Raw genomic sequence first — 14,063 nt, 5'->3', positions numbered from 1 at the left:
ACGCTCACCTTCCGGACGGCGACGAGTTCGCCTTGGCTGGTGCGTCGAGCCGGAGCGGGAGTTTCGTCAGCGAAGGGAGGTTCGCGTCACCATTCCACTCGGGATCCTCGCCGGTCAGGTGAATGCCCGCCCGCATCGCCTCGGCCATCCGCTCGAACATCACTTCGCCCTCGAGTTCCGCCATCGCGGCGCCCGCACACCGGTGGCGTCCGTGCCCGAAGGCCAGATGGCGCGTCCCCTTCCCGGATGGCGGCAGTTGCCAGTTGGCTGCGGCGAGCAGCACGAGGACCTTGTCGCTGGCGCGGATGCGACACCCGCCGACCTCGGCGTCTTCGGTGGCGACCCGGCCGACGAAGCGAGAGGGCGTGACCTTGGCAAGCGCGGCGTTCATCTCGAAGGCCGCAAAGCCATCGGCTCTCAGCGCGTCATGCAGCGAGATGGACAGAAACCCCGGCATGGTTTGGTGGCCGGACGCGATGAGCATGACGAGATTGGCTGCGGTCTCCTCGTCCCCGAGCCCTTCCTCGTCGGCTGCGCGCACAAGCGCACTGGTGCCGTCGTCACCAGGCACTTCCCGCCGTTCACGTACCAGCCGTAGCGCATACTCGTGAAGTGTCCGAGCGCGACGATGCACGTCGGGATCGACCGTGTGGTCCAGCCCGCTGACGATGGCGGTGATCGCATCGGACCCGGCGAGGACCATGTCCAAGTCGGACTCCGCGATACCGAGCAACCTGCCCAGCACGCGCAAAGGGAACGCCTTCGCCACTCGCATGAAGTCGAGATCACGGGGTTGGTCCAATGGAAGCAACTCGGCGGCGAGTTCGCGCATCCACGGCTCGAGAGTTCGAATCCGCTGTGGAGCGAGTACCGCCCGCGCGACCCTCTTCAGGCGCAGGTGCTCATGCCCGTCCTTCAGCAGCATCATGCGAGCGACGACGGCATCCATTGTGGATCCGCTGGTTCTCCCAGGGCCGAGTTCATGGTTGGTGTTGAGCCGTTTCGAGGAAAATCGTTCGTCCGCCAGGACCAGTGGTACTTCGTCCACTCCGCACACCAGCCACGCGGACACGTATGGATCCCAATGCACCGGTCCACGAGCTGCCAGCGCGGTCAGGAGTTCTCGTGCCTCGCCGGGACGGAGCATGAGGTTGTAGACACTGAGATCCTTCGGACAAGTTGCCTGCGTCTTGTCGTGGGCTGGAGTCGACGGATGACCGCCGACCACGTTGCACGAGGACAACGAACGCTCCTTCCGCGGGGAGGACGTCAATCGTGGGCATAACAGCCCTGGGTCACGTCGAAAATCCCCGAAAGCACCCGGGTGGCCGCGAAGAATGAATTGCCGTACGGCGCTGAGGTGGCGGTCGAATAAGGCATTGATCCGCCGACGGTGCTTGATTGTAGTGCGTTACTTGCCTCATGCCAACAGTGTTACCTGCGCTTGCTCGAAGTTGCACGAGCGAATATGCGAGGGAGTCTTCGGTGAATTATCGGTGAAGGGAGTTGCCGCCTTGTCTGCCTGCCCTGTTCTACTTGCGACCGCTCGCTTGTTCGTGCTGGAGGTTCAGCAGGGGACTCGCGGTGGCGTCGGTCGCCGGGTTGGTGCAGGGGAGTGAGGCTTGCTGTGGGCGGGCTCCTTCCGTGGCCGGTGCTGGGCGTCGTGGGGTGGGGACTCGTGCAACAGGCAGGGCGACATTGCCCTTGGCCGTTCTCAGTGTCCGCCCGTCTCCAGGTTCGGCGCATCCACCGAACGAACGCAGGTCATTCGGCAATCGGACGCGGTTGATACGGTCGGCCGTGCGTTATGCCGCCATTCGTCACAAAGGACGGCGTCGAATCGGCTGTGCGGTGACGTCAGGATCGTTCGCTGTGTCCGTCGGGCGTTCGTTGTGTTGTCGAGTCGCTGAGCAGTCGTTTGTCCCTTGTTGGCGAATGAAGGTGCGTTCATCGAGATGTAGTGGAAACTTGTGCATCTGGCGCACACTTTTGTCTCGTCTGACTCGCCATTGTTCGAACCGTGGAACGAAGCCCTTTGAAGTGGTCGCCCTGACAGGGTGGGTGCTGTGACTTCGACCGGGCATACGTCACGCGCAGCGGCAGCGAGGTGGCCTTCCACTTCCGGTGGGAGGAGCGCCATCCGCGGTGCGGGGCTCGTGCAGCGGCTCTGGCGTGCTCGTGTGAGTCTTGCCGGCGGGCGTGGTGACGGTGAACGTGCCGTCGGCTGCAAGGCCGTGGTGCCACCCGGGGACTCCCTGGAGGTGGTGGTCTGCCGAGCACAGTCCGACCTGCCCGCTGCTGGGCTTGCCGTCGTGGTGGTCGCAGAGTTCGACCTCGGTCGGGCTGGCGGGCCTGGTGCACCCGGGACGTCGGCATTCGCGGTCGCGCACCTGAACCAGCTCAGCGACATCTCCCGTGGCGCTGTAATCAGCGTCGCTCACCTCGGTCAGCTGCCCGGACCGAGGCTCGGTGATGATCCGCTGGAACACAGTCTTCCTCCCGCTGCAGAGCTCTCGCGCGAGCCAAGCGGGGATGACGCCGTGTCCGGCCAGTTCCGCGGGCTTGTCGTTGAGCCCGGCGTAGGTCATCGCATCCAGGTAGAGGTAGCAGCGGGCCTGGAGTTCGCCGCCGAGTTGCTTGCCCATCAGCAGATCGAGCATCGTGTCCGCACGGAGCTGATCCAAAGTGCGAGCTTCGCCGGAGGCCTTCAGTTGGTGAGCCAGCCGGTCGACGTTGGCGAAGGCGGCGACAGCGTGTTCAACCGGGGCGGAATTGACGGCCAGTGATGCCGTTCCGGCGTTGCCGTGCCGAAGGCGTACCCGGCGACCTCCGCGGTTGCCCCTGGCGCGATCGGCGTGCCCTTCCAGATCGACCTTGGCGACCACTCGGTTCGCGACGCGCCTGGCCTGTGTCGGGTTCCGGCCCTCGAGGGTGTGTTCCAGCAAGTTGTCGACCTCGGGCAACTTGCTTTCAGGCAGCCAAGAGGCGGCGTCTCGGACGCGTTCGGCGACGGTCAGCGGAATGCTGCCCTTTTCCAGCAGTGTGAAGGTCTTGGGCAGGTGCCCGGTCAGCGTCTCGGCTGTGGCGATGGTGGCTGCGGCGCGGTGCTTGGTCATCGACAAGGCCATGGCGAGCTGTTCGGGAAGGCCACGCCGGACCTCGGATCTTCGGCAGAACTCGGATACCAGCTTCATTCTGCGTGCGTGCAGGCGGGAGATCTCCTTCTCGTTGTGTTGGAGCTCGGTGATGACCTGGTGAAGCTCGGAAGGCTTCGTGGGTGTGGTTTCCATGGCTTGACGCTAACCGGCTGGACCGCCGTTTCGGAGCACACGATCGTGGCGGCCGACCGATGCATTCGGATTGTCGTAGGCGGCGGTTACGGTGGGACGGCCGGAGGCCCTGCCGTCGCAGCGGAACCTGGCAACATGCCTGGTCAGGCGCTTGCGACGAGGCGAGGGGTGGCGGCGAGGGGCCGGGAGAGAGTGATCGAGACGACCGTTCGCGTAAGTCCGGATACTGCCGGTCGACGGGGCTGCTGCCCGATGTTGCCGGCTGTGGTGATGGGCGGGATGAACCGCCGCCCAAGGAGTGACGGCGCACGAAAAAGCCGCCCCTGGGACGTGCCCCGGGGCGGCTTTTCGGCTCTGCCGCTACGCGTCGAGGTCGCTCTCGATCAGTTCGGCCACTGCATCGATCGCGGCTTCCGCGCCTTCGCCTTCGGCGGTGATCACCACTTCGTCACCGTGGGCGGCACCCAGCGTCATCAGGCTGAGCACACTTCCCGCCGGGACGGGCGTGCCGCCGTCCTTGGCGATGCTGACCGCCACCGGCTGGGCCGCCGCGGCCTTGGCGACCAGCGCGGCCGGCCGGGCGTGCAGACCGACCTTGCTCGCCACCTTGACACGTCGCTCCGGCATTGAGCCGTCCTTTCCTCGTGGTGCTGGGTTTTCGTGTTGTGCTTACTTCGCGGCCGTGGCGTCGAGATCGGCCTCGATCGAGTCGTCTTCCTCGCGGCCCGGGGTCCGCAGGTTCCACTTGATGATGACGAACCGGAACAGGAAGTAGTAGATCAGGGCGTAGACCAGGCCGATCGGGATGAGCAGCAAGACGTTCGAACTTGCCGCCGGGTGCGACGAGTTGAGCACGAAGTCGATGGCGCCTGCCGAGAACGAGAACCCGAGGTGGATGTCCAGTGCGTTGACCAGTGCCAGCGAGATACCGGTCAGGACCGCGTGGATCAGGTACAGCGGCCAGGCCACGAACATGAAGGCGAACTCGATCGGCTCGGTGACACCGGTGAGGAAGGAGGTGAACGCGGCGGCCGCCATCACACCGGTGACGACCTTCTTCTGCGACGGCTTCGCGGTCCGTGCGATCGCCAGCGCGGCGGCGGGGAGCGCGAACATGAAGATCGGGAAGAACCCGGTCATGAACGCGCCCGCGGTCGGGTCGCCGTCGAGGAACTTGGTCAGGTCACCGCCGTCGAAGATGAACCACACCGGCACGTTGATCAGCTGGTGCAGGCCGATCGGGATGAGCAGGCGGTTGAGCAGGCCGTAGATGCCGCCACCGACCACGTCGCTGCTGGTGACCGCTTCGCCGAGGTTCTGCATGCCGGCGTCGATCACCGGGAAGATCAGGCCGAAGACCACGCCGAGCAGCAGCAGGACCAGCGAGTTGATGATTGGCACGAATCGGCGGCCGCCGAAGAAGGCCAGGTAGGTCGGCAGCTTGATGCGGTGGAACCGCTGCCACAGCACCGCGGTGACCAGGCCGACGATCACACCGGAAAGGACCGAGTACGGCCACTTGACCGGGGCGAGGAACCAGCCCTCCTTGAAGCCCTCCATCTCGTTGATCGGTGCGAACACCTGGACGACCTTGTTGAACACGACGAAGCCGACGACGGCGGCGACGCCGGTGGAGCCGTCACCCTTGCGGGCGAAGCCCACCGCGATGCCCACGGCGAACAGCAACGGCAGCCAGTCGAGCAGGCCACCGCCGGCGGCGCTGAGCACTGCGGCGACCTTGTTCCAGCCAAGACCGTCCTTGCCGAGCAGGTCGTCCTGACCCAGCCGGAGCAACAGGCCGGCGGCGGGCAGGGTCGCGATCGGGAGCATCAGGCTGCGGCCGAACCGCTGCAGACCGGCCAGCCCCCTACCCTTCGCCCCCGTTGTGGTGGCGCTCATCGGGTACCTCCATGTTTGGCGGGGTTACCGGAATCCGGGGAACTCCGGTCCAACTGCATAGTCACCTGGTAGTGATCTCCCCGGTACCAGGAAGTCATGTCCTCCACCGGTGCTCCGGCCATGCTGGAGACGCGGCGGAAGACGAGCAGCGGACTGCCGGTACGGATACCGAGCAGCCGTGCGGTTTCCTTGTCCGCCGACTCGGCCCAGACGGTTTGCCAGGCGTGGTCGAGGCGGATGTCTTGCTCGGCCAGCTGCGCGTACAGCGACCGGGTGAGGTCCAAGTCGAACAACCCCGCCACCTTGACGGGGTGGTACCAGCCGCGTTCCACGGCCAGCGGTATCCCGTCGGCACGACGCAGTCGCTTGAGCCGCAGCGCCGTGGCGCCCTCGGCGAGGCCGAGCGCGTTCGCGGTCGCCGCGGGCGGGACCTCGGTGGTGGTGCCGAGGACCTCGGTGGTCGGTTCGAGGCCGCGGCGGCGCATGTCGTCGGTGAACGACATGAGGTAGAGCTGCAGTTCCATCCGGCGGCTGGCGGTGAACGTGCCCTTGCCGCGCACCCTGGACAGCAGCCCTTCCTCGACCAGCTTGCCGATCGCCGACCGGACCGTGAGCCGCGAAACCTGGTAGCGCTCCGCCAGCTCGCGTTCGGACGGGATGGGGGAGCCGGGTGGCAGCTCCCGCTCGACCGCGTGCCGCAGGATCTCCCGCAGCTGCGCGTGTTTCGGTGTCGGACCGTCCACCACGCGGTCGGGCCGGGAGGGGAACGCGGCAGCGCTCATGCCCTCCACCTCCTTCCGCCGACTTCGGGGCCCTGGTGCTCGCACCAGACCGCGAAGATTGGTACGTTCCGGTCTAGACCATTCATTGATGGGGCAGAATGCTCCGCTGACTGATCGGGTGTCAACCGCCGTTACGAGTTCGTGCTCGTGATCGGCACCGGTACCGGCGATCGGCGTAGTTGTGCCTGGCGCGAACGCGCCAGGCCCGGATTTCAGGAGGTCACCGGTGGCGGACGACAGGCCGGAAAAGATCCTCGCGGCGCTCGGCGGCGCGGACAACGTGATCGAGATCGAGGGCTGCATCACCCGTCTTCGCTGCGAGCTGGAAGACGGCTCGGTCATCGACGAGCCCGCGCTGAAGAAGGCAGGCGCGATGGGCGTGGTGAAGATGGGCTCGGTGGTCCAGGTGATCGTGGGCCCGGAGGCGGACACGATCGCCAGCGACATCCAGGACCTGATGTGAGCCTGGAGATCCTGAGCCCGGTGGCCGGGCGCACGGTGCCGATGAGTGAAGTGCCCGACCAGGTGTTCGCGCAGGCGATGGTCGGCCCGGGCATCGCGGTGCAGCCGTCGGGCGGTCGTGCCGACGCGGTCTCCCCGGTCGACGGCACGGTGGTCACGCTGCACCCGCACGCGTTCGTGGTCTCCACCGCGGACGGTCGCGGCGTGCTGGTCCACCTGGGCATCGACACGGTGCAGCAGAAGGGTGAGGGCTTCACCCTGCACGTGGTCAAGGGCGAGTCCGTGCGCGCGGGTCAGCCGCTGATCAGCTGGGACCCCGATGCGGTCACGGCCGCCGGCTACTCCGCCGTGGTCCCGGTGGTCGCACTGGACGCCCAGGCGGAGGCGCTCTCGTCGCTGTCCACCGGCGCCGAGGTCACCGAGGGCGACGCGCTGTTCACCTGGAACGACTGAGCCGGAAACGGCGAACGGCCCCGGGAGCCTGGCTCAGGCTCGCGGGGCCGCGTCCGGTTCAGGCGCTGAGGACCTGGCCGTTCTCCACCTTCACCGCGACCGGGGGCAGCGGGGTGTCCGCGGGGCCCTGGCGGACCGCTCCGGTGAGGGCGTCGAACACCGAGCCGTGGCACGGGCAGGTGAGGTCCTTGCCCTCGGCCTTGACCGCGCAGCCCTGGTGCGTGCACACCGCGCTGAACGCGACCGCGGTCGCGTCGGTCGGCCGGGCGACGATGATCTCCTGATCACCTGATTTGACGGCTTTCGCCTCGCCGACCGGGATGTCGGCCAGCGCGACGAGCCCTCCACCACCGGCGGCGGAGGGTGGGGGATCGTCCGTGCCGCAGGCCGTGAGCGCGACTGTGCCGGCGGCCGCGCCAGCGACGGCGGCTCCGGTGACCAAGACGGTGCGGCGGGTGTGTTGTTCGGCAGTCATGCCCAGTGACACGACGTAAGTACCGATTCGGTTCAAAATCGGTCCGCCGACTGAACCAACGGGGTCCCGCGCCCGTGTGGTGGAAGTAGTGTCCTTCCACACGCGCGCAGGGAGTCGGCCATGGTCACATGGGCGTTACGGTTGATGGTCGTCGCGGGGTTGCTGGGCTCCGCGTGGATCCACTTCGACCTCTGGCAGTTGGGGTACCGCGATATCGACATGATCGGCCCGCTGTTCATGGTCAACGTGGTGGCCGGCGGTGTGCTCGCGCTCGCCGTGCTGTTCTGGCACCACTGGCTGCCGCTGTTGGCTGCCGCCGGGTTCGGCGCGTTGACCCTCGGCGCCTTCTTCCTCTCGACGACCGTCGGGCTGTTCGGCATGAAGAACGAGCTGTTCTGGGGATCGTCGCAGGTTTGGGCGGCCGTCGCCGAGGGCGCCTGCGTGGTGTTCGGCCTCGCGGCGCTCGCGATGCGCGACCGGGATGGCGCCCGAGTGTGAAGGACGCGCCTGAAGACGAGTTGATGCGTGCGCTGCACTCCGACCACGCGGCCGCGCTCTGGTCATACGCATTGAGCCTCACCGGCGGCAACACCGCCCGCGCCGAGGACGTCGTGCAGGAAACGCTGTTACGGGCTTGGAAACACCCTCGCGTGCTCGACCAGTCGCAGGGCTCGGCGCGCGCCTGGCTGTTCACCGTGGCGCGCCGGATCGCCATCGACGACTGGCGCTCGGCGGCTTCCCGATCCGAAGTCACCACCGACGCGCCCCCGGAACAGCCCGTACCCGACGACACGGAACGCGCGTTGCAGGGGTGGCTGGTCGCGGAGGCGCTCGGGCAGTTGTCCGACCGGCATCGCGAAGTGCTCGTGCTCTGCTTCTTCCAGGGCTTCTCGGTAGCCGACGCGGCGAGGCGATTGGGGGTCGCCGAAGGCACGGTCAAGTCGAGGACGCATTATGCGCTCAGGGCGTTGAAGATGGCACTGGAGGAGAAGGGGGTCGTGCGATGACCGATGACCCCTTCGAGTCCTACGACGCGGCCTACGTGCTGGGCGCGCTCACCCCGGAGGACCGCTACGCGTTCGAAGCGCACCTGGAAGTGTGCCGGGACTGCGCTCGCGGGGTGCGGGAGCTGGCGGGGTTGCCCGGACTGCTGTCCCAGGTGCCGGCCGACGCGTTGAACCCGGTGGCGCACGAACCGCGCGGATTGCGGCCGTCGTTGATGCGGCGGGTGCGCCGGGTCCGGCTGCGTCGACGGTGGACGACCGCGGGGGCGCTCGTGGCCGCCGCGGCGCTGGTCGTGGCGGTGGCGTTCCCGCTGACCGCGCAGGAGGAACCGGGCACCGCGATGGTCGCGCTCGGCGAGTTCCCGGTCGAGGCGGTCGCACAGGTCAAGGAAGTGCCCGGCGGGTCCCGGGTGGACATGAAGTGCAGCTACGACGGCGGCAAGGTGGGGGACTACCTGCTGGTCGCGGTCAACCGTGAAGGCCAGGTCGACGAACTCGCGAGCTGGCGGGCCATCCCCGACGACACCGCGCAGATCTCCGTCGCCACCACCTGGCACCGGGCCGAGATCGCCGCGCTGGAGATCCGCACGACGGCGGGCAAACCGCTGCTGCGCTGGGAGCCCTGAACTACGCCAACGGCCCGTTTCCGTGGGTTTGCCCGGGGCGCTGTTCCGTAGGCGCCCCTCCTCATTTGCCAGACCCACGAAGCTCGTCCGACGCTGTCGACGTGCCTTGGTTCTTCTTCCCCTGTTCCGTTCTCATCGGCTGGTTCGCTGGACTCGCCGGTCGCTGGGCGCTGCGCCGCACCATGCCGCCGGTACAGCTGCCCGGCTGGCGCGCCGTCGCCGTCCTCGCTCTGTTGTGGCCAGTGGTCAGCTGGCTCAGCGCCTCGTCGTGGTGGCTACCGGTGCCGTTGGCCGTGGTCACGGTCGCGGTTCCGCTGTCCGTGGTCGACCTGGGTGAACGACGGTTGCCGGATGCGCTGACGTTGCCCGCCTACCCGCTCTTCGGGGCTGCGCTCGTATGGGCGTCGATCGAGGACGGCCCGGACCTGCTGTGGCGAGCGCTCCTGGGTGCGCTGGTGTTCGGTGGGTTGCACATGGCGATCCATCGGGTGATTCCGCACGCACTCGGCGCCGGCGACGTCAAGCTGACCGGCTCGCTCGGCTTGGTTCTGGGCGCGGTCGGCTGGACGGCGATGTTGCTGGCGGTCACCGTAGCAGCGTTGGTGACCGCGACGCTGGGACTGCTCGCGCGCATCCGCGGCTCGCCGACCTGGGACGATGGCATTCCCCACGGGCCAGGGCTGCTGGCCGCGACCTCGTTGGTGGCGGTGTTTCCCGGTCTGTGAGAACACGCCTGGTGTGCGTGGAGGGTGTGCGCTGGGGCAGGTCACGGGCGTGACAGGATCGTGGCGTGTTGCGCTGGATGACCGCAGGTGAATCGCACGGGCCCGCCTTGGCCGCCGTGCTCGAGGGCATGGTGGCCGGAGTCGAGGTCACCACCGCCGACGTGACCGAACAGCTGGCTCGCCGGCGACTCGGGTTCGGCCGGAGCCCCAGGATGGGTTTCGAGAAGGACCGCATCGAGTTCCTGGGCGGAGTCCGGCACGGACTCACCCAGGGTGGCCCGGTCGCCGTGCAGATCGAGAACGCCGAATGGCCCAAGTGGGAGAAGGTGATGTCGGCCGATCCGGTCGACCCGGCTGAACTCGAGGGCCTCGCCCGCAACGAGCCGCTGACCCGCCCGCGGCCCGGCCACGCCGACCTGCCCGGCATGCAGAAGTACGGCTTCCCCGAGGCTCGTCCCGTGCTGGAGCGGGCGAGCGCGCGGGAGACCGCTTCGCGCACCGCACTCGGCACGGTCGCTCGGGCGTACCTGCGGCAGCTGCTCGGCGTCGAAATCATCAGCCACGTGGTGTCGATCGGTGGTGCCGAGGCGCCGGACGGACCGCTGCCCGGACCCGGGGACCTGGCCGCGATCGACGAAAGCCCGGTGCGGGCGTTCAGCGCGGAGGGCACCGAGGCGATGGTCGCCGAGGTGGACGCCGTGCGGAAGGCCGGTGACACGGTCGGCGGCGTGATTGAGGTGATCGCCTACGGGCTGCCGCCGGGCCTGGGGTCCCACGTGCACTGGGATCGACGGCTGGACGCGCGGCTCGCCGGTGCGCTGATGGGCGTGCAGGCGATGAAGGGCGTGGAAGTCGGCGACGGCTTCACGACCGCCAAGCGGTGGGGGAGCCAGGCGCACGACGAGATCGATCGCGGCACCGGTCCAGTCGGTGTGACCCGGCGGTCGAACCGGGCGGGCGGGCTCGAAGGTGGCATCACCAACGGCGAGCCGCTGCGGGTGCGCGTCGCGATGAAGCCGATCTCCACCGTTCCCAAGGCTTTGTCCACTGTGGACGTTACGACCGGTGAACCGGCTGTCGCCATCCACCAGCGCTCGGACGTGTGTGCGGTGCCGCGGGCGGGCGTGGTGCTCGAATCCGTTGTGGCGCTGGTGCTGGCCGACGCGGCGCTGGAGAAGTTCGGCGGCGACTCGCTGGTCGAGAGCAAGCGCAACGCCGACGGTTACCTGCGGGCGCTCGAGGAGCGCTGGTGAGTCCGCGCGCGATCGTCGTGGGTCCGCCGGGTTCGGGCAAGAGCACCGTCGGGCGCCTGCTGGCGACGCGGCTCGGGGTCGCGTTCAGGGACACCGACGACGACATCGTCGACCGGGCCGGCAAATCCATCTCCGACATCTTCACCGACGACGGTGAGCCCGCCTTCCGTGCGTTGGAAGAGGAAGCGGTGGCGGTCGCACTGGTTGAACACGCCGGGGTGCTGGCCGTCGGCGGGGGAGCCGTGCTGTCGGAGCTGACCCGTGGCCGGCTGGCGGGACACACCGTGGTCTTCCTGAACGTCGGCATGGCCGAGGGCGTGCGGCGCACCGGGGTTTCGTCCGCGCGACCGTTGCTCGCTGGGGTGAACCCGCGCGCGACCTACAAGGCGCTGCTCGATGCGCGACTGCCGATCTACCGCGAGGTCGCCACCATCGAGATCGGCACCGATGACCTGCTCCCCGCCGACGTGGTCACCGCGATCGAGGCACGGCTGGGTGAAACCGGCGGGGTCGAAGCCGCACAGCACAACCGAGGAGCATGATGTCCGAACCGGTCCGTATCCAGGTCAAGGCCGGTACACCTTACGACGTGGTGGTCGGCCGCGGCCTGCTCGGCGAGCTCACCGACACCGTCCGCGACGCGTCGAAGATCGCGCTGATCCACCCGCCGACGCTCACCACCACGGCGGAGGCCATCCGCGAGGAGTTGAACGAGGCCGGCCTCGACGCGCATCGCGTGGAGATCCCGGACGCCGAAGACGGCAAGGCGCTCTCGGTGGCCGGGTTCTGCTGGGAGGTCCTCGGGCGGATCGGGCTGGACCGGCGTGGCGTGGTGGTAGGCCTCGGTGGTGGCGCGGTGACCGACCTGGCCGGGTTCGTCGCGGCGACCTGGATGCGCGGTGTCCGGCTGGTCAACGTGCCGACCACGCTGCTCGGCATGGTGGACGCGGCGGTCGGCGGGAAGACCGGCATCAACACCGACGCGGGCAAGAATCTGGTCGGCGTCTTCCACGAGCCGTCCTCGGTGCTGGTCGACCTGGCGACGCTGGAAACCCTGCCGCCCAACGAACTGGTCGCCGGGATGGCCGAGGTGGTCAAGGCCGGGTTCATCGCCGACCCGCGGATCCTCGAACTGATCGAGCAGAGCCCGGCGGACGCCCTGGACACCCAGGGCGAGGTGCTCGCCGAGCTGGTCCGGCGCGCGATCCAGGTGAAGGCCGACGTCGTCTCGGCTGACCTGCGGGAATCGGATCTGCGAGAGATCCTCAACTACGGGCATACGCTCGGCCACGCCATCGAGCGGCGCGAGCGGTATCGCTGGCGGCACGGTGCTGCGGTGAGCGTCGGCCTGGTGTTCGCGGCTGAACTGGCCCGGCTCGCCGGACGGCTGGGCGACGAGACAGCGGATCGGCACGCCGCTGTGCTGCGGCTGCTCGGTCTGCCGACGACGTATGACGCGGACGCCTTGCCCCAACTGCTCGATGGCATGCGCACCGACAAGAAGACGCGCTCCGGCGTGCTCCGGTTCGTCGTCCTGGATGGGCTGGCGAAGCCCGGCCGGCTGGAAGGGCCTGATCCGGCGCTGCTCGCGGCGGCGTATTCGGCGGTCGCCGCGGACAAGACCGGTGGCGGGAGCGTGCTGCTGTGAAGGTCTTCGTGTTCAACGGGCCGAACCTCGGGCGGCTCGGCAAGCGCGAACCCGGGGTCTACGGGGCGTCCACCCACGACGACCTGGTCCAGCTCTGCGAGAAGACCGGAAGTTCGCTGGGTGTGGAGGTCGAGGTCCGGCAGGCCGACCACGAAGGCGAGATGGTCACCTGGCTGCACGAGGCGGCGGACGCCGGGGCGGCCGTCGTGCTCAACGCGGGCGCTTGGACCCATTACTCGATCGCGATCCGCGACGCCGCCGCGCAGCTGACGGCGCCGTTGATCGAGTTGCACATCTCGAATGTGCACCGCCGCGAGGAGTTCCGGCACCACAGCGTGCTCTCCGACATCGCCACCGGGGTCATGGCCGGGTTCGGCGTGCCCGGTTACGCCCTCGCCATACGATGGCTGGTGGAGCAGGCGGACTGACGCCACCCGAAACGACATCTGGGGGGATGCGTGGTTCCGGTACTGAGCACCGAACGGCTCACGCTGCGCGGGCTGACCCGCGAGGACACCGACGCCGTGCTGCGTGTTTTCGCGGATCCGGAGATGAGCCGGTTCTTCCAGGCGGACTTCTCCGACCCGGCGCGGTGCCGCGAGATGATCGACCGCAGGCTGTCCTACGACGGGCCGCCGGAACTCGGGCACTGGGTGCTGGAGCAGGAGGGCGAGGTCATCGGCCTCGCACACCTGCGGCCGTCCTGGGAATTGCCGGGCAACGTGACCGAACTCGGCTACTTCATAGAGCCGCGGCACGGCGGTAAGGGAGTGGCGACGGAGGCCGTGGCGCGCCTGCTGGACTACGGACTGGTCGAACTGGGTGTACCGGCGGTCTGGGCGCTCATCCGCGACGCCAACGTGTCCAGCGTGAAGCTGGCACAACGGCTGGGCTTCCTGGACGTCGGCAGCGAGATCCACTACGGCGCCGAGCACCGGGTCCACGTGAAGTTGCCGGACACGCACGGCAAGGTGCACCACATCGAACTCTGGGTGCCCGACCTCGCCGAAGCGGAGGCCAGTTTCGGCTGGCTGCTCGGCGAGCTCGGGTGGCGGGAGTTCCAGCGGTGGTCGGCGGGCGTGAGCTGGAAGCACGGTTCGACCTACCTCGTGGTGGAGCAGTCGCCGGCGATGACCGCGCGGGAGCACCAGCGCTGCCACCCCGGGTTGAACCACTTGGCCCTGCACGTCGCCACACCCCGGCAGGTCGACCGGCTGGTGGAAGAATCGGGCGCGCACGGCTGGAAACCGCTCTTCGCGGACCGGTACCCGCATGCGGGCGGCGACCAGCACTACGCCGCGTACCTGGAAAACGCTCACGGGTTCGAAGTCGAACTCGTCGCCACGCCACCAGGTCCGCACTCGAACGGGTGAACCTCTCCGTACACTGGTCGTAGTTAGTTCCAGTGTCCCGTGCCCCGCCCGGCGACACCTCCGTGTCCACCGG

17 protein-coding genes are annotated in these 14,063 nt (G+C 68.3%); 11 read left to right on the top strand and 6 right to left on the bottom strand.

The genetic code is table 11. The features are described 5' to 3' along the window. Positions 1-4 precede the first annotated feature (4 nt). From JOM49_RS33390 to JOM49_RS33370, 5 genes are all read right to left on the bottom strand, one after another. Positions 5-1,243: a cytochrome P450 gene (locus tag JOM49_RS33390; protein WP_209668141.1), complete on the bottom strand. Its 1,239-nt coding sequence runs from the start codon at positions 1,241-1,243 to the stop codon at positions 5-7. A gap of 844 nt (positions 1,244-2,087) precedes the next feature. Further along, the gene (locus tag JOM49_RS33385) at positions 2,088-3,290 is read right to left on the bottom strand and encodes a DUF222 domain-containing protein (RefSeq protein ID WP_209668140.1); all 1,203 of its coding nucleotides are present in this window, start codon (positions 3,288-3,290) and stop codon (positions 2,088-2,090) included. Between the two features lie 360 nt (positions 3,291-3,650). After that, the gene (locus tag JOM49_RS33380; RefSeq protein WP_209668139.1) at positions 3,651-3,917 is read right to left on the bottom strand and encodes an HPr family phosphocarrier protein; all 267 of its coding nucleotides are present in this window, start codon (positions 3,915-3,917) and stop codon (positions 3,651-3,653) included. A 42-nt stretch (positions 3,918-3,959) separates the two neighbouring features. After that, positions 3,960-5,189 carry a PTS transporter subunit EIIC gene (locus tag JOM49_RS33375; protein ID WP_209668138.1) on the bottom strand — a complete coding sequence of 410 codons (1,230 nt, stop codon included), beginning with the start codon at positions 5,187-5,189 and terminating at the stop codon, positions 3,960-3,962. Next, entirely contained in the window at positions 5,186-5,971 is a 786-nt protein-coding gene (locus tag JOM49_RS33370) for a GntR family transcriptional regulator (RefSeq protein ID WP_209668137.1), read from the bottom strand. Before JOM49_RS33370 ends, JOM49_RS33375 begins: the two co-directional genes overlap by 4 nt. Before the next feature lie 226 nt (positions 5,972-6,197). Between JOM49_RS33370 and JOM49_RS33365 the strand changes: the two genes are divergently transcribed. After that, entirely contained in the window at positions 6,198-6,434 is a 237-nt protein-coding gene (locus tag JOM49_RS33365) for a PTS sugar transporter subunit IIB (RefSeq protein ID WP_209668136.1), read from the top strand. After that, a complete protein-coding gene (locus tag JOM49_RS33360; RefSeq protein ID WP_209668135.1) occupies positions 6,431-6,886 on the top strand; it encodes a PTS sugar transporter subunit IIA in 456 nt (151 codons plus the stop codon). The genes JOM49_RS33365 and JOM49_RS33360 overlap by 4 nt, the downstream gene beginning before the upstream one ends. A gap of 58 nt (positions 6,887-6,944) precedes the next feature. On the opposite strand, the gene JOM49_RS33355 is transcribed toward JOM49_RS33360, so the two are convergent. After that, the gene (locus JOM49_RS33355) at positions 6,945-7,361 is read right to left on the bottom strand and encodes a Rieske (2Fe-2S) protein (RefSeq protein ID WP_209668134.1); all 417 of its coding nucleotides are present in this window, start codon (positions 7,359-7,361) and stop codon (positions 6,945-6,947) included. A 120-nt stretch (positions 7,362-7,481) separates the two neighbouring features. On the opposite strand from JOM49_RS33355, the gene JOM49_RS33350 reads away from it, so the two are divergent. The 9 genes from JOM49_RS33350 (at position 7,482) to JOM49_RS33310 (ending at position 13,990) form a co-directional block, all read left to right on the top strand. Continuing rightward, positions 7,482-7,859, top strand: a complete 378-nt coding sequence (locus tag JOM49_RS33350; protein ID WP_209668133.1) for a hypothetical protein — start codon at positions 7,482-7,484, stop codon at positions 7,857-7,859. Beyond that, positions 7,856-8,368, top strand: a complete 513-nt coding sequence (locus JOM49_RS33345; RefSeq protein WP_209668132.1) for a sigma-70 family RNA polymerase sigma factor — start codon at positions 7,856-7,858, stop codon at positions 8,366-8,368. The genes JOM49_RS33350 and JOM49_RS33345 overlap by 4 nt, the downstream gene beginning before the upstream one ends. Then, positions 8,365-8,991, top strand: a complete 627-nt coding sequence (locus JOM49_RS33340; RefSeq protein WP_209668131.1) for an anti-sigma factor family protein — start codon at positions 8,365-8,367, stop codon at positions 8,989-8,991. The genes JOM49_RS33345 and JOM49_RS33340 overlap by 4 nt, the downstream gene beginning before the upstream one ends. Before the next feature lie 101 nt (positions 8,992-9,092). Further along, the gene (locus JOM49_RS33335; RefSeq protein WP_308158958.1) at positions 9,093-9,716 is read left to right on the top strand and encodes a prepilin peptidase; all 624 of its coding nucleotides are present in this window, start codon (positions 9,093-9,095) and stop codon (positions 9,714-9,716) included. A gap of 65 nt (positions 9,717-9,781) precedes the next feature. Then, the gene (aroC, locus tag JOM49_RS33330; protein WP_209668130.1) at positions 9,782-10,969 is read left to right on the top strand and encodes a chorismate synthase; all 1,188 of its coding nucleotides are present in this window, start codon (positions 9,782-9,784) and stop codon (positions 10,967-10,969) included. Continuing rightward, positions 10,966-11,511 carry a shikimate kinase gene (locus JOM49_RS33325; RefSeq protein ID WP_209668129.1) on the top strand — a complete coding sequence of 182 codons (546 nt, stop codon included), beginning with the start codon at positions 10,966-10,968 and terminating at the stop codon, positions 11,509-11,511. The genes aroC and JOM49_RS33325 overlap by 4 nt, the downstream gene beginning before the upstream one ends. Further along, the gene (gene aroB, locus JOM49_RS33320) at positions 11,511-12,617 is read left to right on the top strand and encodes a 3-dehydroquinate synthase (RefSeq protein ID WP_209668128.1); all 1,107 of its coding nucleotides are present in this window, start codon (positions 11,511-11,513) and stop codon (positions 12,615-12,617) included. Before JOM49_RS33325 ends, aroB begins: the two co-directional genes overlap by 1 nt. Then, a complete protein-coding gene (gene aroQ, locus JOM49_RS33315) occupies positions 12,614-13,045 on the top strand; it encodes a type II 3-dehydroquinate dehydratase (protein WP_209668127.1) in 432 nt (143 codons plus the stop codon). Before aroB ends, aroQ begins: the two co-directional genes overlap by 4 nt. Before the next feature lie 30 nt (positions 13,046-13,075). After that, the gene (locus JOM49_RS33310; protein WP_308158957.1) at positions 13,076-13,990 is read left to right on the top strand and encodes a GNAT family N-acetyltransferase; all 915 of its coding nucleotides are present in this window, start codon (positions 13,076-13,078) and stop codon (positions 13,988-13,990) included. Positions 13,991-14,063 lie beyond the last annotated feature (73 nt).

It is taken from the genome of Amycolatopsis magusensis (assembly GCF_017875555.1).
GTDB lineage: Bacteria > Actinomycetota > Actinomycetes > Mycobacteriales > Pseudonocardiaceae > Amycolatopsis > Amycolatopsis magusensis.
The sequence above is the reverse complement of the archived record's forward strand: the minus strand, read 5'-3'. Positions and strand labels throughout refer to the sequence as shown.